Origin of the sequence: Pseudomonas sp. p99-361, from assembly GCF_003935475.1 — a bacterium.
GTDB classification, from domain to species: Bacteria; Pseudomonadota; Gammaproteobacteria; order Pseudomonadales; family Pseudomonadaceae; genus Aquipseudomonas; species Aquipseudomonas juntendi.
Genome location: NZ_RHQO01000009.1, coordinates 89,725 through 106,989, shown reverse-complemented (window position 1 = coordinate 106,989; position 17,265 = coordinate 89,725). Strand labels below are relative to the sequence as shown.

Genomic DNA, 17,265 nt, shown 5'->3' with positions numbered 1-17,265 from the left:
GATGGCCGGGGACGAAATGGCGCCTGAACTGACACCTGTCAAAATTTCGCTTGGAGCTATCTGAATGTTGGAAACTGGAGAGGTGGTCATTATTTTTGCTCCAAGCGCGCTTCAACGCGGCGTACCAAATAAGCCAGAACAATACTCAGAACAAGGAAGAACACGCCTACCATGGTGATGGGCTCAAGATATCGGAACGTCTCAGAGCCGATGTTCTTTGCTTGCTGCATGATCTCAACGACAGTGATAGCTGAAAGCACAGGTGTATCTTTCAGCATCGCAACCAGGTAGTTGCCAACCGGTGGCAAAATCGGACGGAGAGCTTGGGGTAAAATGATGTTTCGATAGGCAAGCGAAGGACTCATGTTGAGTGCTGTCACTGCTTCCCATTGGCCTCGCGGAACCGCATCAAGGCCGCTTCGATATACCTCTGCCAGATAGCAGGCGTAGTGTAGACCAATGCCTAGCACGCCTACTTGCATTGCTGTCAGGCTAACGCCGTAGTTAGGCAGAACGTAATAAAGAAAATAAACTTGGATCAGTAAAGGTGTACTGCGGATAAATTCGATCACCCCACCTATTGGCCAAGAGATCCATATTCTTGCGCTGCGTCTGCCAATGGCGAGGAACAGTCCAAGAACGATAGCGATTGCAAAGCCCAGCAACGTGACGCCGATTGTGTTAAGAGCTGCCCGGAACAATTCGGGCAAGAGCTGTATTGCATAGTTCCAGTCGAAGAAATTCATCACAGGCTCCCTTGGACACGACCACGGGCCAGATGTCGCTCTAAACGCCGCATTGCCAAGTTAATCGCTTGGGCCATTACGAAGTACATGAGCAGCGCTAGGGCGAAGACCTTGAGAGTCTCGAATGTAGCCTGATCGAGTTGGCGCGCCCTGAAGCTCAAATCTGCAAGCGTTATAAGGGAAACAAGGGATGTGTTTTTCAACAGCTCGATCAGCAGATTAGTTCCAGGCCCCATCGCTGCGAGCAGGGCTTGCGGCAAAATGATGCGACGAAAGCGTGTGAATGGGCCAAAGTTAAGTGCTGTGCAAGCTTCATATTGACCTTTAGCTACCGAATTAATCGCGCCGCGCATTATCTCTGCACCATAAGCGCCAATATGTAGCCCAAGGCCAACGATTGCGACGGTGTAGGGGCTCAGCTCGAGATTGAATGGAGGAAGCGGAAGGACGAAGAAGAGCCAGAACAATTGAACGAGCAGCGACGTACCCCGAAAGATCTCAATGTAGACGACGCAAAACCAGCGGAGCGGTCTCCATGTCGACATTTTGCCGAGTGCCGCCAGGGTCGCTGCAACGATGGCCAGGAGAGATCCGAAGAAGGTGATCTGCAGGGTAACCCATGCGCCCTGGAGCATAAGTGGTAGTAAATCTGCCATTTGACTCTACCTCACGTTAAATCAGCCAAAGGCGCGGCAGTGGGTTTGACGCGCCGATTTGGATGCAGTGTTACTGCCCGCAGAGCTCCGCAGCTGTTTTCGTAGTGAGGTTGCTCTTGTCGAATCCGAATGGCGCCACTGTTTTCAGGTGTTCTTCACTACCGAGCCATTTCTTGAGCTGGGCATTGACCTGGTCACGAAGCTCCTTGTCTTCCGGTCTGAAGGCCAAGGCACCGTAGCCGATATGGGAAGGGTCATCTTTGAAGTCGGTCATGGCCTCTACCGAATCACCGCCTTTGGCCGCGAGCCCTTTCATCGTGAGCTGTGTGCCTACAGCAGCATCTGCCCGCTTGGCACGAACTGCCTGCAGCTGAGCCGTGGTATCTGGAACCTGGAGGATTTGTTCGTCTTTCACGCCAGAGTCACGGGCGTACTGGAGCTCCACGGTGCCCGCCATAATGGCCAGCTTCACTTCTGGGTTCTTTGCGACATCTTCGTAGCTGAACAGCTCCTTGGGATTGCCTTTCGGCACCAGGAGCGCGTCAGGGAGCTGGTAGTGAGGGTCGGTGAACAAGACCTGCTTGCAGCGGGCTGGAGTGATGTACATGCCGGCTGCGATAGCATCGAAACGACCAGCTCGCAGGCCAGGAATCAGCGATCCCCATTCGGTGAGTACACCATTGACGTCCTTGATCCCCAACTGCTTGAAAATCGCGGTGGCGATTTCAGGCGACTCGCCCGTGACTTTTCCATCGGTTCCGGTATAGGCGAAAGGCGTTTCGTTGGCATAGCCAATCCGAACACTGCCCTGCTCTTTGAGAGAGTCGAGGGTTGTAGCTGCGTGTGCGGATACGGCGATGCTCGCAATGGCACACGCCAGGGTCAGGCGTTGAGCGACTGCGGAAAGCGAAGTGACCAAGTTCATCAAAAATCTCCCTCTATTGTAATTGGCCCGCGTGGCGCGGAGTTTTGGGCAGATAGAAGATCACGCTGCAGCGCCGCTATTTTTGGAATTGATAGCGGTAGCTTGAAGAAGACCCAAGCCTTCCTCGGAAGCGTGAGATGAGCATACAAAAGGCTTTCCGTGACGAGCATTGCACTAGGACAATTGATCTCAACATGTTGTAACGTCCATGCTGTAGGCCGTGGCTTAGGAGCAAGCATAGCGATGATGGAAAAATGGCGGGAAGCGGTTGAGCACGCCCGTGGCGGCGAGTCCAAGTACAAGATTCTTGTCCAAGCGATCAGCTCGGACATCGAGCAGCATAAGCTGGCGGATGATCAGCGCCTGCCACCTCAACGGCAGGTTGCCGATGCCTTGGGGATCAGTGTCCAAACCGTGACAAACGCCTACAAGGAACTCGAGCGCCAAGGGCTAGTAAGGTGCGAAGTGGGTCGCGGGAGTTTCGTTTCTCGGCGAATGAGTGACCGTGTAGCAAGCTACATTCTCGATGCTCCCGAGCGCGCACTCGTCGATCTATCCACCGCCCGAATCATTCACACCCCAGAGCATGACAGGTACTGGCGAGAAACATGCGCCGAGCTTGCTAATGAGGTCGATCAAAGCTGGATCCGACTGTGCCGACCTGTAGCGGGCTTCGATGCTCATCGTGATGCCGCCTGTCATTGGCTTGGGCGTCTTGGCTTGCCAGGGCTGGCTCGAGAAGATGTGTTGATCACAAATGGGGCGGCCCACGGGCTATTCCTGGCGCTGGCCTCCCTTGCAGGCCCTGATGACCTGGTGCTCTGTGAAGGCATGACCGATCACGGTGTCATTGGGAACTCTCAAGTCCTCGGCTTCAATCTGAAAGGCCTAGACACTGATCGTGACGGGATTGATCCCGAGCACTTTGAGGACATCTGCAGCAACGAGCGCGTTACGGCCCTGGTATGCACGCCGAACCTTAATAACCCGACCAGCGCGTTGATGCCCAATAGCCGCAGGAAAGAGATAGCCTCCATCGCTCGTCGCTTCGGTGTCCACATTATTGAGGATGACGTCTACGGCCCCCTGCTTAACCAATACGAAGGCCCTCCAATCAGCTCATATGCCCCCGAGCTCTCGTTTTACTGCACCAGCATGACGAAGTCAGTTCTGACTGGGCTACGAATCGGGTTCCTCAAAGTACCTAAACGACTGGCGCTGCGAACAGAAAGCATCCTTCGCGTGACGAGCTGGATGGCAGCCCCCATGCTTGCCGAGGTTGCCGCACGGTGGATTATGGATGGGAGGGCCGACACATTGATCCAATTGCAGCGAAGGCTCCTAGAGACACGCCAGAAGCTGGTAGCAGACGAGATGGGGCGCTACCTCTATTGCCATCGCCCTCATTCGTTAAACGCTTGGCTGAATGTGCCAGCACATTGGGATGTTTCCAGCCTGGTGCGCACACTACGACAACAGCATATTGCGGTTACGTCACCGGAGCCGTTCACCGTTCGGGGGGTGACCCCAGCACGCGGCATCCGGCTTTGCATCGGCGCTGAAACGAGTGAAAGCGAGCTATCCCAGGCCCTGAAAACCATGCGGATGACTTTTGAACAATACCCAGGAGTCCATGACTTCTGACCGTTTGACACAAATCTGAAAAAACGCCACCGGATTGCCCTAGTACATTCATTATGACAATCAGCGGCTCGTAGACTCTAAAAAAACAATCGTTCGGTGGTCTACCATGCCGGCAGTGACAGTTCGAGAGGCCCTCATCGCCCGGGATCGCATTAAGCACCTGGTGCGCGAAACGCGAATGGAGCTCTCTCCAAGCCTCTCCGACTTCATGAAAGTGCCCGTGTACCTCAAGCTGGAATGCCACCAGGCGACTGGTAGCTTCAAGCTGAGAGGGGCCACGAACGCGATTGCGGGCCTTACCTCTCAACAGCGTGCTCTGGGAGTAGTAACCGCTTCAACGGGCAATCATGGTCGTGCCCTTTCCTATGCCGCAGCTGCCGCCGGCGTTCGCGCTACCGTGTGCCTTTCAAGGCTTGTCCCATCCAACAAGGTGGCTGCGATTCGTGCGCTGGGCGCCGCCGTGCAGGTGGTTGGTAACTCTCAAGACGATGCTCAGTTCGAAGCTGCCCGTCTTGCTCAAGAAGAGGGCCTTACCTTCATCCCTCCTTTCGATCACCAGGACGTAATTGCAGGCCAAGCCACTTTGGGTCTGGAGATCGCTGAGCAACTCCCTTCCGTTTCGCAGGTACTCATACCGCTTTCGGGTGGAGGACTTTTCTCCGGCGTGTCCTTGGCGCTCAAAGCACTACTTCCTCAGGTGAAAACCCATGGTGTGAGCATGAGGCTTGGCGCAGCAATGGCACAGAGCCTCGAGGCTGGAAAGCCCGTGAATGTTGAGGAAGTAGCCACGCTGGCCGACTCGCTCGGTGGCGGAATTGGTCTGCGAAACCAATACACATTTGAACTCACCCGTCGATTCATCGACCGAGTGATTTTGCTCAATGAAGACTCAATCGCGGATGCGATGCTCCATGCCTACTTAGAAGAACGGCTCGTCATTGAGGGAGCGGGAGCGGTAGGTATCGCAGCTCTGCTTACCAGGCAGGTTGAAGCTCAAGGGCCAATCGTGATCGTCGTGAGCGGTGGGAATGTCGACATGGCTCAACACCAACGCATCATCCTGGAAGCTGTGCGCGACCGCCGCCCAGCACGTGCTTAAAGAGGTGCCATGTGAGCGAAGTCCTTCTGCTTAACCAACGCGAAATCCGTGAGTGCGTAACGCTCGATACAGACAGTATCGATGTAGTGGAAAACGCATTTGCATCGCTGGCCAGAGGCAAAGTGGTCATGCCGCCAATCCTCCGGTTAGACATCTCCGAGCACAATGGCGAGGTGGACGTCAAAACCGCTTACCTGCCAGACCTTGAGAATTTCGCTATCAAGGTCAGTCCAGGCTTCTTCAACAATCCTGGTCTAGGCCTACCAAGTCTGAACGGCATGATGATGCTGCTCTCTGGACGCACTGGACTTCTCCAGGCGCTCCTACTCGACAACGGATACCTCACTGCCGTTAGGACAGCAGCTGCTGGGGCTGTGGCTGCACGTTGGCTCGCCCGCCAGGACAGTGAAGAGGTTGCCCTTCTTGGTGCAGGAGAACAGGCCGAGCTTCAACTCAAAGCGCTCCTTCTTGTGCGGGATATCAAGCGAGTTCGGGTATGGGCTAGGAGTTCCGCAAAAGCGCAGCAACTGGCCTTGCAGCTATCGAGCCTCTACGGCCTGGAAGCCACTGCCGCAGAGTCGGTCGATGAAGCAATGTCGAGCGCTGACATTGCAGTCACCTGCACGCCAAGCAATCAACCAATTTTACATCGCAGGCACTTGCGGCCCGGTCTCCATATCACGGCTATGGGGGCAGACACTGAACACAAAAACGAGGTTGCTCCTGAGGTAGTAGCAGCAGTCGATCACTACGTTGCGGATCGAGTCAGCCAGACGGCAACACTTGGAGAACTCCATCACGCGATCAACGCTGGTGTTGCACAAGACCTTCGTGTGTACGCCGAACTGGGTCAGGTGATCCTTGGAGATCGCGTCGGAAGGTTGACTCCAACCGACGTAACTCTTTGCGATCTCACCGGCACAGGCGTTCAGGACACAGCGATTGCGAACCTGGCTTTTTCCAGAGCAATCAGCACAGGCAAAGGCTTGCTCTACAACAACTGAATCACCAGGCAACACAATAAAACCATACCCCAATCATGAGGGATCGATCATGTCTGAAATTGTTGTGAACCTTCCGTTTACACGGGAGGAGTACGCCCAGCGTATCGCCAAAGTCCGTGCAGAAATGCAGGCTAGGAACATTGAGCTGCTGCTGGTTACTGACCCTTCGAACATGGCTTGGCTGACCGGCTACGACGGTTGGTCGTTCTACGTCCACCAGTGCGTACTGCTGGCCATGGAAGGTGAGCCTGTTTGGTATGGCCGCAACCAAGACGCTAACGGCGCTCGACGTACTGTCTTCATGAAGCAAGACAACATTGTCGGCTACCCCGATATCTACGTTCAGTCGACTGAACGGCACCCAATGGACTACCTCTGCAAAGAGGTGATCCAGGCGCGTGGCTGGGATTCGCTCACTATCGGCGTTGAGCTGGACAACTACTACTTCAGCGCTGCTGCATACCTGGCACTGCAGCAGCATCTGCCCAAGGCCAAGTTCGTCAACGCGAACGCGCTCGTAAACTGGCAGCGTGCGGTGAAGTCCCAGCAAGAAATTTCCTACATGCGTGTGGCTGCTCGAATCGTCGAAAAGATGCATGACCGCATCTTGGAACGCATTGAGCCCGGCATGCGGAAGAACGAGCTGGTTGCTGACATCTATGCCAGTGGCATTCTCGGTGTCGATGGCTATGGCGGGGACTACCCGGCCATCGTGCCGCTGCTTCCTACCGGAGCAGACGCTAGCGCCCCACACCTGACCTGGGATGACTCTCCATTCAAGGTCGGCGCCGGCACCTTCTTCGAAATCGCCGGCTGCTACAAGCGCTATCACTGCCCGCTGTCCCGAACTGTTTACCTGGGCAAGCCACCGCAGCATTTCATCGACGGCGAGAAAGCAGTCGTCGAAGGTATCGCTGCCGGCCTCGAGGCCGCCAAGCCTGGCAACACCACTGGTGATATCGCACGTGCCTTCTTCGGCGTGCTTGAGAAGTTCGATATCCACAAGGACAGCCGTTGCGGTTACCCAATCGGTATCAGCTATCCACCAGATTGGGGCGAGCGCACCATGAGCCTGCGCCCGAGCGACAACAGCGTGCTCAAACCTGGTATGACCTTCCACTTCATGCCTGGCCTATGGATGGATGATTGGGGGCTCGAGATTACCGAGAGCATCCTGATCACTGATACTGGGGTCGAGACGTTCTGCTCGACTCCTCGCAAGCTTTTCGTCAAGGACTGACGAAAAGTTTGCAAGTCGCTGGAGTTATAGTGCCACGGCTATCTTCAGCGACAATGTGATGGTGCCTTAAAGCACCATCACTCCAGCCACTCCTTTGTTTTACAAAATAAGCACGCAGCCTTGAAGAGGTTGAAAGTTGATTGTTCCCCAGGGAGCGAGTCAACCTGTGCCTAACGCCTGAAACTTATCAAGGACGACGCTGAATAGAAGTAATACCCCAGACTGGGCTGGTGGCGTAGACCTCCTGCTCAAGCGCTAAAAGACAGATAACAAAAAAAGGTGACAACATGCCCTACAGCGACTTCTTGCATAACTGCCAACTATTATCGAAATCAAAAATCGGCTTCGCGATAAAGCGCAGATCAGCAGTTGGTCATTTGGCCATGTGCATTCAAGCCTGACTAGCCAGTTCGTCTTACCTAAGAAAAGTGGTAAATTATGTCTATTAGTACGCATCCAGCTTCAACCATTTCTTCGAGCACAATAAAAAGCTTGAACATGAGCATGCCTCGCAAAGCCGTGGTCGCAGCTGCATTAGGCAACGCGACGGAATGGTTCGATTACGGAATCTATGCTTACGGGCTCACCTTCATCTCAGCCGCCTTGTTTCCTGGCTCTCAATCTGAAGCCCTTTACTTCGGCCTGGCAACATTCGCTATCTCGTTCCTCATTCGACCACTTGGCGGTATGTTTTGGGGGCCGCTAGGTGACCGAATTGGCCGCAAGCGTGTGCTGGCCATGACTGTCCTAATGATGTCTGTAGCAACATTTATTATTGGCATCCTGCCTACTTATCAATCGGTAGGCTGGATAGCACCTGTAGCGCTTATCGCGCTGAGGCTCATCCAAGGTTTCTCAACTGGCGGTGAGTACGGTGGAGCAGCTACTTTTCTAGCGGAATACGCGCCTGACAAGCGGCGAGGTTTTTACGGTAGCTTCCTGGAGTTTGGCTCCCTCGCAGGTTTTTCACTCGGCGCTTTGGTGACCTTGAGCGTATCGGTCGTCATTGGAGATGCCGCCATGTACGAGTGGGGGTGGCGCGTTCCATTCCTGATCGCAGCTCCTCTGGGCGTCATCGCGGTCTATTTGCGCACCAGGATCGAAGACACCCCTGTGTTTCTAGAGCTCGAAAAGAAGATGGCAAGCGAGCCTGTTCGACCGAAGACTTCTATTGCTGAAATTTTTGGGAAATACAAAAAGGCAGCATTGTCGCTAGGGGTTTTGGTAGCAGCACTGAACATAACTTATTATATCCTGCTGGCATACATGCCGACCTACATGCACAAGGAAGTTGGGGCGAGCGAGAACATGTCATTGCTTGCGCCTCTGGTTGGAATGTTGGCCATGATGATGTTCATACCATTTGCGGGGCGAATCTCAGATGTGGTCGGCTTCAAAAAAATGTGGTTCTTCTCGCTTATAGGTCTTTTCATTTTAGCGATTCCAATGTTCAAGCTCATGTCTACAGGGCTGACGGGGTCAATGATAGGATTTGCAGTGCTAGGAGCGTTTTTTGTCCCTCAGCTTGCCACCATTTCCGCTATGTTCCCGGCAATGTTTCCAACCCAAATCCGGTATGCGGCGCTGGCCATCGTTTACAACATTTCGGCATCTATTTTTGGCGGAACAACACCACTGGTATGCGATCAATTTATTAAATTCCTCGGTTCACCTGACGCACCTGCCTACTACATCATGGTTGCATCAGCACTTGGGATTATTGCGTTGTTCTTTGTGATCGAGACTAAAGGTTGCTCGATTCGCGGGGATGGAATACCTGGGGCAAAATAACCTAATAGGCAGATGGTATAGAGCCTGGGTGCTAATCAGCACCCAGGCTGTTGCGAAGCTCCATTCCTCCGGGCAAGCCGACCGGCTACGTCGATATAAGCAGCAGCGCTCCACCCTTCCTTTTTATTCTTATCTCACCTCTTGGCATCTGGCCCTGATAACAGTGTCTTCGCTATCTCTTGCCCTTAATCAAAGCTGTGCGGTAAAGCGCAGTTTACCAACGGAAAAAGCTCAAGGCGCGCAGGGATTAAACGTTATTGCCCTCTCTTTCGCGTCATAACGCAGTATTTCATCAATCATATAGTTGCCGGCAACATAATCCACTGGGGGCGGCAAAATACATCCGAAAGATTGCTTGTGATTTTCAGTGATTCTAAGCGTTTTAGCTGAGCTACGTTATTTATTCAGCGAAATTCACTTTTGGCATCTGGTTACACTGGCCGCATCGCGCACTGCGAGAAGAACAAAGAATTTTAAATTACGAGGTGCCTGGAATGCGTGTACTGATACTTGGTAGCGGCGTCGTCGGAACTGTCAGTGCCTACTACCTCGCTCGAGAAGGGTTTGAAGTCATCGTGGTAGATCGCCAAGACGGCCCCGCGATGGAAACAAGCTTCGCAAACGCAGGGCAGGTTTCTCCGGGGTATGCCTCACCTTGGGCAGCCCCTGGAGTGCCATTGAAGGCCATTAGATGGATGCTTCAGCAACACGCACCTTTAGCGATCAAGCCAACGTCTAGCCTGGATCAGTATCGTTGGATGATCCAGATGTTGCGTAACTGTAATCCGGCAAGCTATGCAGTCAACAAAGAACGGATGGTTCGAATTTCCGAATATAGCCGAGACTGCCTGGATGAACTCAGGGCTGAGACTGGTATATCTTACGAGGCTCGCCAACTCGGAACTACGCAACTGTTCCGCACTCAAGCTCAAGTAGATAATGCTGCTAAGGACATAGCTATCCTGAAACAGTCAGGCGTGCCTTTCGAGTTACTTGATCGCGACGGAATTGCTAAAGCTGAGCCGGCGCTCGCAAGTGTTCGCGATAAGCTAGCAGGGGCTCTTCGCTTGCCAAATGATCAGACCGGTGACTGCCAAATGTTCACGCGGAAGTTGGCAAAGATGGCCGAAGAGCTTGGCGTGGAGTTTCGTTTTGGATGTAATATTGACCGCCTCGAATGCTCTGGAGATACTATTTCCGGCGTATGGATCGACGGAAAACTCGAAGTAGCCGACCAATATGTGCTGGCGCTGGGAAGTTACAGCCCCCATATGTTAAAGCCGCTGGGCATCCAAGCACCTATCTACCCGCTGAAGGGATACTCCCTTACGATTCCCATCACCGATGCAAGTATGGCCCCCTCATCAACCATTCTTGATGAAACCTACAAGGTCGCTATCACACGCTTCGATGATCGAATCCGTGTTGGTGGCATGGCTGAAATAGCGGGCTTCGATCTGTCACTGAACGCTCGCCGCCGAGACACGCTTGAGCTTGTTGTAGGCGACCTTTATCCAAAAGGTGGGGATCTCACCAAAGCTACGTTTTGGACAGGGCTACGCCCAGCAACGCCTGACGGTACTCCGATTGTAGGTAAAACAAAATACCGCAACCTGTTCCTCAATACCGGCCACGGGACTCTAGGCTGGACGATGTCTTGCGGCTCAGGTCGATTGCTGGCCGATTTGATGGCAGGAAAAAAGCCAAAGATCAGCGCCAAAGGCCTTGATATCTCCCGTTACTCCAACCAAAAGGAAGCCCATAATCATGGCAATCCAGCGACTGCACTCTAATAAGCGCCTGAGCAACACCGTTATTCACAATGGCATCGTCTATCTCGCAGGCCAGTTGGCGAACAACCACGATGCCGACATTCGCACTCAAACTGCCGAGACCCTGGCGAACATTGACAGGCTTCTTGAGGAGGCCGGTAGTCACAAGTCGAAAATCCTCACAGTGACTATCTATCTGAACGACATCACCACCGACTTCGCTGCCATGAACGAGGTTTGGGAAGAGTGGGTCGCGGAAGGTCAGGCTCCTGCGCGAGCCTGTGTTGAGGCGGCTATGTTCAAGCCAAGCCTGCTCGTTGAGATGTCCGTAGTAGCAGCAATCGCCTGACGCTTAAAAGCGCACCCGGCAGGCGCCTATCCAGCCTGGTAACAGGTCAGAGGCGCTCGCCGGGCACCGCTAAATCGATCCAGGAACAAACTCATGAACCACGTGCTTGCCGACATTAAAGAGTTTCAACAAGAGCTCATCGCTATCAGGCGCGACATCCACAAACATCCCGAAACCGCTTTCGAAGAACATCGCACCTCACAGCTGATCGCCGACCGGCTCACTCAGTGGGGCTTGGAGATTCACCGTGGACTGGCAAAAACCGGGGTCGTTGGAACGCTCGTTGGACGCTCGCCAGGAATCACCATCGGCCTGCGTGCCGATCTCGATGCACTCAACATCGAGGAGCACTCCCTGCGTGACCACAAATCAATTCACGAAGGGAAAATGCATGCGTGCGGGCATGATGGCCACACTGCAATGCTCCTAGGGGCGGCACGCTACTTTTCTCTAAATCGAGATTTTCCAGGCATCATCCATTTCATCTTCCAACCTGCCGAGGAGGGCCAGGGGGGCGGACGAGTGATGATAGAAGAAGGCCTATTCAAGCTTTTCCCCTGCGATATGGTGTTCGGCATGCATAACATGCCTGGCATTGCTGCTGGCGACTTTGCGATCTGCCCAGGCCCCATAATGGCTGCCAGCGACACATGGACGGTTACCTTCTCAGGTTCAGGTGGCCATGGCTCTATGCCGCACCTGGCCACCGATGCAACGCTCGCAGGAGCGAACTTCATCACCGGCATCCAGTCGATCATCTCTCGCAATGTGGCTCCATCCGACTCTGCCGTGCTCAGCGTCGGATACGTGCACGGCGGCCACTACAACTCAGCGAACGTGATTCCATCGTCGGTTGTTGTCCGAGGTACTGCTCGAAGCTTTTTGCCAGAAACCCGTGACCTGCTTGAGAGACGTATGACCGAGATCTCTCAGGCATGTGCAGCAGCGAACGGGTGCGAAGTCGAATTCGAATACCTGCGGCGATATCCGCCCGTGATCAATGCAGCAGTCCAAACCGAGCTGGCTGTCAGCGCGGCAGGCCTAACTGTTGGCGAGGGGCGTGTGAACACTGAACTTAAGCCACTGACCGCAGGCGAGGATTTTTCCTTCATGCTTCATGAGGTGCCAGGGGCCTACATTTTGATCGGGAATGGCCGAGATGATGGGTACGCTGCCAACATTCACACGCCTGAATTTGACTTCAACGACTCGATTCTGGCAACCGGCTCGGCCTACTGGGTCAACCTGGTCAAGGTTGCTAATTGCTAGCAGTTCATCACATGTCTTGAAGCCAGGATTTAGTCCTCGGTTGGTGAAGCTGGTGTTTCCAAGATCCTTTGGTAAAAACCCAGATCCAGCCACTGACCGAACTTGAAAGCAGCCTGCTTGATCACCCCAGCCTCAACGAAGCCGAGCCGTTCATGCAGTATGATGCTGCCTCGGTTGGTGGTATCGATCCCTCCTATCATCGTGTGAACGTCACGTGCGATAGCCTCGTCTATGAGTTTCTGCATTAGAAGCTTCCCTAGCCCTTTGCCACGGGATTCATGGTGGATGTAGACCGAGTGCTCGACGCTGTATTTGGAGGCGGGCCAGGCGCGGAACGTCCCATAACTGGCGAAACCGAGAAGCTTCCCGGCATCGTCTTCAACGCCAACCACCGGGAAGTCGTTCCGTCGCTTTACCTCAAACCACCCGATCATGGATTCGGCAGTCCTATGCTTGTAATCGTACAGGGCCGTGGAGGTCAAAATCGCGTGGTTGAAAATCTCCAGTATCGCGGCTGAATGCCGCTCTTCGGTACAACGCACCAGGTTGTTCATATGCTCTCCAGTAATCCACTATATGATACGATTCGTATCGTATAGGTGATTTCCGCAAAAGAGAAGACATGAAGACGATTGATCAGATCATCGCAAAACAGCTCTCATCGCTCCGTCAGGAACAGCGCCTGAGCTTGGCCGAGCTTGGCGAGAAGGCAGGCGTGAGCAAGGCCATGATCTCGAAAATCGAACGACTTGAAAGCAGTCCAACAGCTGCAGTTCTGGGTCGACTGGCAGCGGGCTTAGGGGTTTCGCTGACCGAGCTACTCACAGAGGAAACTGCGCTTCCTTACTCAATTCTGCGACGTCAGGCAGACCAGCCAACCTGGCAGGACAGCCAAAGCGGCTACATCCACAGGCAGGTCGCGGAACGGAAGGATTCTAGCAGTAGCGAGCTCATCGAAATCGACCTGCCACCGGCTACTCGAGTCGATTACCCTCAATGGCACAGCAATCCCTACCATCAGCGAGTTTGGTTGCTCGAGGGAGCGCTAGAGGTGCTGTACGGTGACGACAGATATTCGATGCAGCCTGGTGATGTGCTTGAATTTGCGGTCGATAGGTCAGTGAGCTACATCGCTGACCAGGACGAAGGCTGCCGCTACCTACTGAACCTTTTGTATCAATGAACTCAGGCTACTCCAGCCACACTGACGTGAGCTCCAGCGCCAACCCACGACCTTCGTAAATTGCTCGCATGGTCACTACTGGCTCCCATAGTACCCACGAGCAATATGGGGCGATACTTTAGCCACTTGGCCCAGTCTTCCGATCAGCGATCCGACTTTGTGTAAGGAATTTCCTCCTATGCTCCACTCCATCAAGGCCGGTCGCTATCAGGCCACGTTTTCTCGAAGTGCTTGCGCCTGGTTGATGGTCGATGGCATAGGCGTGGAGCAGTGGGTCGCCCAGCACTTGGATTACGAACAGGCGGCAACGCTTGGGCTGTCGCTGATTTGGCTGCTCGATGAGGATGAAGAAAAGCTAGCGAAGCGCCGATTCATTCCAGGTGAAGACGGCACCTCGACACTTGTGTCACTACTGGTTTGCTCGGACGACATGGATTTCGACTGCACGGTGCTCATGGTTGAGCAGGTCGTAGCCGATGGCGTCGTCACCTGGGCACGGTTCGGGATGAGTGTCTCGGGCGGGCTTGAGGTAGGAGCGCAAACGAGATGGATGACAGGCTTCCAACCTGTGTCTTTTGCCGTTTCTGACTTCCAGCAAGCGCTGCAGGACTTCGAAACGATCCTTGTCACTCCGACCACCTGACTTGATCTTTGGCTCGTCAATAGACGGGAGACGAAGCTACATCACGCTTGGAATTTCTCAGTATCCAGCTTACCAATACAGCGGCGCTGCTTTCCCAGTGGTCACTCCCACTGATCATTCGCGCTTCGTACTTGGGAGAACGCTTCATTTACGGTAAACCGTCCAGAGCTCGTCGATACGCGTTGAGAAGCCTTGACTCATCATCTCCCGGCGCATGCCCCAGCTAGGATCGACTGGCACACTCGCCAACCGCATCGTTCCCCTACCCCACCGGCCATTCACCGCGTCAAGCACGCCCATAAGCCTCTCACTGGCGACTGGCTGTGCAACCGCAAACAGATCACCTGTGATCTCGTTACGCTGGCTGAGGTCGAGCAGAAGGACTTCAGCCTTGCTGTAGCGGTAGCCCTCCCGGTAAACCCTCTCTACCCCCTCCTGCGCAGCCTTTGTCAGCAAGCGCGTGTCATCCGTTGGGTACGGCAGTTCGACAAGAACGCCGTTGGCATACTTCGCCTCATCGGGATTGAACATGCCGGTGCGGATGCTCACGCGTAGACGCTTGCAGAGCGACTGCTGCGCACGAAGCTTCTCGGCAGCCCTAGACGTGTAGGTCGCCATTGCCTCCTTGATAGGGGCCAGCTCAGTGAGCCGGGTACCGAACATACGACTGCAGCAAATTTCTTTCTTGGGGGGATCGGGCTCGTCTAGCTCCAGGCAGGTGGTACCACCAAGCTCGCGTACAGTCTTCTCCAGCACAACGCTGAACTGCTTTCTGAGCGACCAGGCGTCGGCATGTGCAAGCTCCCACGCAGTACGGATATCCATAGCCGCCAAGTGAGCGGAGAGACGACGGCCAATGCCCCAAACATCTCCTGCATCGCATTTCTTGAGCACCCAGTTCCGCTTCACCTCATCGCGTAGGTCGACCACTCCACCGGTGTGGTTCTGCCATTTCTTGGCAGCGTGGTTTGCCAGCTTGGCCAGGGTCTTCGTAGAGGCAATGCCAACACCTACCGGGATGCCTGTGCGCCGATAAACTTCAGCTCGGATCTGCCGGCCCAAGCGCTCGAGATCGCCGGGCATGCCCGTGAGCTCGGCGAACGCCTCGTCGATGCTGTAGACCTCTGCCGCCGGCACCATGGACTCAATGACGGTCATTACCCGCTCACTCATGTCGCCATATAGCTCGTAGTTCGACGAGCATGCGACGATGCCGTGCTTACAGAGCTTGTCCTTGATCTGGAAATACGGCTCGCCCATTTTGATCCAGGGCTTCGCGTCTGCCGACCTGGCGATCACGCAACCATCGTTGTTGCTGAGCACGACAACAGGCTTGGAACGAAGGTCGAAGCGGAACACACGCTCACAGCTCGCGTAGAAGCTGTTGCAGTCGATGAGGGCAAAGACCCGCTCAGGCTTTGTCATGGCTTCGCACGCTGTAGGTCACCACACCCCACACCTGCAGCTCTTCCCCTTCGAGAAGGTAACGAGATGGGTAGCGCGGGTTCTCGGACTTGAGCACCACCTGGCTGCCATCTCGAGCCAGGCGTTTGCAGAGCGGTTCGCAGTTCACTGCGGCGATGACAATGTGGCCTGGCTCCGCCTCGATGGAGCGATCCACAATCACGAGGTCGCCAGGGTAGATGCCGGCACCGATCATCGAGTCGCCCTCTACACGCACCAGATAAATGTGCGGAGCCCGGACGTCGAGCAACTCATCAAGCGAGATGCGCTTTTCCAAGTGGTCGGCTGCGGGGGATGGAAAGCCCGCAGGGACATGGAAGGAAAAAAGCGGAAGCTTCGCTCCGCTGGGTTCGAGGGGGCCGAGAATCGTGACCATGAAGAAAATGCCTATACTGTATGTTTGTACAGTTAAGCGCTTTTTCATCACTTGGTCAACGCAGCCCGGAAAAGCTGACGGTGGCAAGATCACGAATGACCTCTAACGACCCATTCGCGGAAGGCAGCTAACGGCCAGGAGCGGACGGTGGACTCTGTGATGGCAAATTGTTAACGTCAACCGCAACGAGCATCTGCCTCGTAGTAGTTAGGTGCTTATGGAGTCCGTCCTATAGGCTCTCGGCTACTTCAGACTTTGGCTGTACTAGGAGGATTGATGAGTTGCTTACCGAGTCACGGCAGAGTCTCCTGCTCGCGTTGCTATAGTGATATTGCGCCACAATTCGATGTATCTAAGCGCGCGGAGGGAGATTGGCGAATTACAGCAAACCCTCTGGCATGGGGTAGCACTAAGCCCGAGGTTGTTGTACTTGGCTTTTCCAAGGGCCCAACTCAGACTGGAGCACTCGCCTCTAAACCTCACGACGAGATTGCGTACAAGGGCAATCGCCTCAACGTGGGCAAAATTCTGGCTCACGTCGGGCTCATCCCCACCGACGAGTCCGATATGCTGAAGAAACATGTAGATCGTCTTATCGCGGATAAGTCCGGGCGCTTTCATTTCGCTTCACTCATTCGTTGCACTGTAGAGCGCTATGACCATAAGTCTGCGTCTTGGAAAGGATCAGGTGGCGGCATGCTGGACAAGTTCATTGGTACCCCGTTCGGCACATCGGTCGCGACTAACTGCACAACTACCTTTCTCCGTGACCTGCCGGAAGAGACTCGGCTCATTGTCATGTTTGGCTTGGGCACGGGCCTGAACTATGTCGCGTCCGCTTACGATCTATTTCGCCGCGCTCGCCCTGGCGCTTGGAAAATGATCAACTCAGTTGCCTACACGGACGGAAGAATCACAGTGGTTCATGTTGAGCATTTTGCTGCCCAAGGCGCTTTGATTCCTAATTGGCTAGGGGAAAAAGCTCACCTCAGAAGCAACCTTGGCCTCCTCTCAAAAGCGGCGATCGAAGCATCAGGAGTCGGTATTTAACAATTCATCCAAGCCGGAGGTCATAAGCCAGGTTAGTCCAACTGGCATTACTTC

Annotated in this window: 17 protein-coding genes; 11 read left to right on the top strand and 6 right to left on the bottom strand. The window is 54.3% G+C overall.

Features of this window, described 5'->3' with window-relative positions:
• Positions 1-89: 89 nt before the first annotated feature.
• The 3 genes from ehuD to ehuB all read right to left on the bottom strand — a co-directional run bounded on the left by ehuD (position 90) and on the right by ehuB (position 2,327).
• The gene (gene ehuD / locus EGJ22_RS06465; protein WP_023048450.1) at positions 90-746 is read right to left on the bottom strand and encodes an ectoine/hydroxyectoine ABC transporter permease subunit EhuD; all 657 of its coding nucleotides are present in this window, start codon (positions 744-746) and stop codon (positions 90-92) included.
• Entirely contained in the window at positions 746-1,402 is a 657-nt protein-coding gene (gene ehuC / locus EGJ22_RS06460; RefSeq protein ID WP_023048451.1) for an ectoine/hydroxyectoine ABC transporter permease subunit EhuC, read from the bottom strand. The genes ehuD and ehuC overlap by 1 nt, the downstream gene beginning before the upstream one ends.
• 70 nt (positions 1,403-1,472) lie before the next feature.
• Positions 1,473-2,327, bottom strand: coding sequence for an ectoine/hydroxyectoine ABC transporter substrate-binding protein EhuB (ehuB, locus tag EGJ22_RS06455; RefSeq protein WP_010955136.1), 855 nt, complete (start codon positions 2,325-2,327; stop codon positions 1,473-1,475).
• A gap of 246 nt (positions 2,328-2,573) precedes the next feature.
• On the opposite strand from ehuB, the gene EGJ22_RS06450 reads away from it, so the two are divergent.
• The 8 genes from EGJ22_RS06450 (at position 2,574) to EGJ22_RS06415 (ending at position 12,495) form a co-directional block, all read left to right on the top strand.
• Positions 2,574-3,971 carry a PLP-dependent aminotransferase family protein gene (locus EGJ22_RS06450; protein WP_029886623.1) on the top strand — a complete coding sequence of 466 codons (1,398 nt, stop codon included), beginning with the start codon at positions 2,574-2,576 and terminating at the stop codon, positions 3,969-3,971.
• A gap of 106 nt (positions 3,972-4,077) precedes the next feature.
• On the top strand, positions 4,078-5,070 hold the full coding sequence (gene eutB, locus EGJ22_RS06445) for a hydroxyectoine utilization dehydratase EutB (RefSeq protein ID WP_010955138.1): 993 nt from the start codon (positions 4,078-4,080) through the stop codon (positions 5,068-5,070).
• An 11-nt stretch (positions 5,071-5,081) separates the two neighbouring features.
• Positions 5,082-6,074, top strand: coding sequence for an ectoine utilization protein EutC (gene eutC / locus EGJ22_RS06440; RefSeq protein ID WP_029886622.1), 993 nt, complete (start codon positions 5,082-5,084; stop codon positions 6,072-6,074).
• Between the two features lie 49 nt (positions 6,075-6,123).
• Complete coding sequence (gene doeA, locus EGJ22_RS06435; RefSeq protein ID WP_023048454.1) at positions 6,124-7,314, top strand: ectoine hydrolase DoeA; 1,191 nt, start codon at positions 6,124-6,126, stop codon at positions 7,312-7,314.
• A 498-nt stretch (positions 7,315-7,812) separates the two neighbouring features.
• Positions 7,813-9,105 (top strand): MFS transporter, encoded by a 1,293-nt coding sequence (locus tag EGJ22_RS06430; protein WP_104148364.1) that lies wholly within the window; start codon positions 7,813-7,815, stop codon positions 9,103-9,105.
• Between the two features lie 494 nt (positions 9,106-9,599).
• Complete coding sequence (locus EGJ22_RS06425) at positions 9,600-10,898, top strand: D-amino acid dehydrogenase (protein ID WP_125920158.1); 1,299 nt, start codon at positions 9,600-9,602, stop codon at positions 10,896-10,898.
• Positions 10,873-11,226 carry a RidA family protein gene (locus tag EGJ22_RS06420; RefSeq protein WP_010955143.1) on the top strand — a complete coding sequence of 118 codons (354 nt, stop codon included), beginning with the start codon at positions 10,873-10,875 and terminating at the stop codon, positions 11,224-11,226. The genes EGJ22_RS06425 and EGJ22_RS06420 overlap by 26 nt, the downstream gene beginning before the upstream one ends.
• Positions 11,227-11,319: 93 nt before the next feature.
• The gene (locus tag EGJ22_RS06415) at positions 11,320-12,495 is read left to right on the top strand and encodes a M20 aminoacylase family protein (RefSeq protein ID WP_023048457.1); all 1,176 of its coding nucleotides are present in this window, start codon (positions 11,320-11,322) and stop codon (positions 12,493-12,495) included.
• A gap of 29 nt (positions 12,496-12,524) precedes the next feature.
• Here the strand turns inward: EGJ22_RS06415 and EGJ22_RS06410 are convergent, their stop codons facing one another.
• Positions 12,525-13,049 carry a GNAT family N-acetyltransferase gene (locus EGJ22_RS06410; protein WP_023048458.1) on the bottom strand — a complete coding sequence of 175 codons (525 nt, stop codon included), beginning with the start codon at positions 13,047-13,049 and terminating at the stop codon, positions 12,525-12,527.
• A 68-nt stretch (positions 13,050-13,117) separates the two neighbouring features.
• Between EGJ22_RS06410 and EGJ22_RS06405 the strand changes: the two genes are divergently transcribed.
• Positions 13,118-13,678 (top strand): XRE family transcriptional regulator, encoded by a 561-nt coding sequence (locus tag EGJ22_RS06405; protein ID WP_029886620.1) that lies wholly within the window; start codon positions 13,118-13,120, stop codon positions 13,676-13,678.
• 178 nt (positions 13,679-13,856) lie between these two features.
• Positions 13,857-14,321: a hypothetical protein gene (locus EGJ22_RS06400; protein ID WP_029886619.1), complete on the top strand. Its 465-nt coding sequence runs from the start codon at positions 13,857-13,859 to the stop codon at positions 14,319-14,321.
• A 144-nt stretch (positions 14,322-14,465) separates the two neighbouring features.
• On the opposite strand, the gene umuC is transcribed toward EGJ22_RS06400, so the two are convergent.
• Positions 14,466-15,746, bottom strand: coding sequence for a translesion error-prone DNA polymerase V subunit UmuC (gene umuC, locus EGJ22_RS06395; RefSeq protein WP_029886618.1), 1,281 nt, complete (start codon positions 15,744-15,746; stop codon positions 14,466-14,468).
• Positions 15,733-16,161: a LexA family transcriptional regulator gene (locus EGJ22_RS06390; RefSeq protein ID WP_029886617.1), complete on the bottom strand. Its 429-nt coding sequence runs from the start codon at positions 16,159-16,161 to the stop codon at positions 15,733-15,735. Before EGJ22_RS06390 ends, umuC begins: the two co-directional genes overlap by 14 nt.
• A 567-nt stretch (positions 16,162-16,728) precedes the next feature.
• Here EGJ22_RS06390 and EGJ22_RS06385 point away from each other — a divergent pair.
• A complete protein-coding gene (locus EGJ22_RS06385) occupies positions 16,729-17,211 on the top strand; it encodes a hypothetical protein (protein WP_202981963.1) in 483 nt (160 codons plus the stop codon).
• Positions 17,212-17,265 lie beyond the last annotated feature (54 nt).

Excerpts from the sequence above, each read along its gene's own strand:
- ehuD (WP_023048450.1), bottom strand. The coding sequence starts at position 746 with ATGAATTTCTTCGACTGGAACTATGCAATACAGCTCTTGCCCGAATTG.
- ehuC (WP_023048451.1), bottom strand. The coding sequence starts at position 1,402 with ATGGCAGATTTACTACCACTTATGCTCCAGGGCGCATGGGTTACCCTG.
- ehuB (WP_010955136.1), bottom strand. The coding sequence starts at position 2,327 with ATGAACTTGGTCACTTCGCTTTCCGCAGTCGCTCAACGCCTGACCCTG.
- EGJ22_RS06450 (WP_029886623.1), top strand. The coding sequence starts at position 2,574 with ATGGAAAAATGGCGGGAAGCGGTTGAGCACGCCCGTGGCGGCGAGTCC.
- eutB (WP_010955138.1), top strand. The coding sequence starts at position 4,078 with ATGCCGGCAGTGACAGTTCGAGAGGCCCTCATCGCCCGGGATCGCATT.
- doeA (WP_023048454.1), top strand. The coding sequence starts at position 6,124 with ATGTCTGAAATTGTTGTGAACCTTCCGTTTACACGGGAGGAGTACGCC.
- EGJ22_RS06430 (WP_104148364.1), top strand. The coding sequence starts at position 7,813 with ATGAGCATGCCTCGCAAAGCCGTGGTCGCAGCTGCATTAGGCAACGCG.
- EGJ22_RS06425 (WP_125920158.1), top strand. The coding sequence starts at position 9,600 with ATGCGTGTACTGATACTTGGTAGCGGCGTCGTCGGAACTGTCAGTGCC.
- EGJ22_RS06420 (WP_010955143.1), top strand. The coding sequence starts at position 10,873 with ATGGCAATCCAGCGACTGCACTCTAATAAGCGCCTGAGCAACACCGTT.
- EGJ22_RS06415 (WP_023048457.1), top strand. The coding sequence starts at position 11,320 with ATGAACCACGTGCTTGCCGACATTAAAGAGTTTCAACAAGAGCTCATC.
- EGJ22_RS06410 (WP_023048458.1), bottom strand. The coding sequence starts at position 13,049 with ATGAACAACCTGGTGCGTTGTACCGAAGAGCGGCATTCAGCCGCGATA.
- EGJ22_RS06405 (WP_029886620.1), top strand. The coding sequence starts at position 13,118 with ATGAAGACGATTGATCAGATCATCGCAAAACAGCTCTCATCGCTCCGT.
- EGJ22_RS06400 (WP_029886619.1), top strand. The coding sequence starts at position 13,857 with ATGCTCCACTCCATCAAGGCCGGTCGCTATCAGGCCACGTTTTCTCGA.
- umuC (WP_029886618.1), bottom strand. The coding sequence starts at position 15,746 with ATGACAAAGCCTGAGCGGGTCTTTGCCCTCATCGACTGCAACAGCTTC.
- EGJ22_RS06390 (WP_029886617.1), bottom strand. The coding sequence starts at position 16,161 with ATGGTCACGATTCTCGGCCCCCTCGAACCCAGCGGAGCGAAGCTTCCG.
- EGJ22_RS06385 (WP_202981963.1), top strand. The coding sequence starts at position 16,729 with ATGCTGAAGAAACATGTAGATCGTCTTATCGCGGATAAGTCCGGGCGC.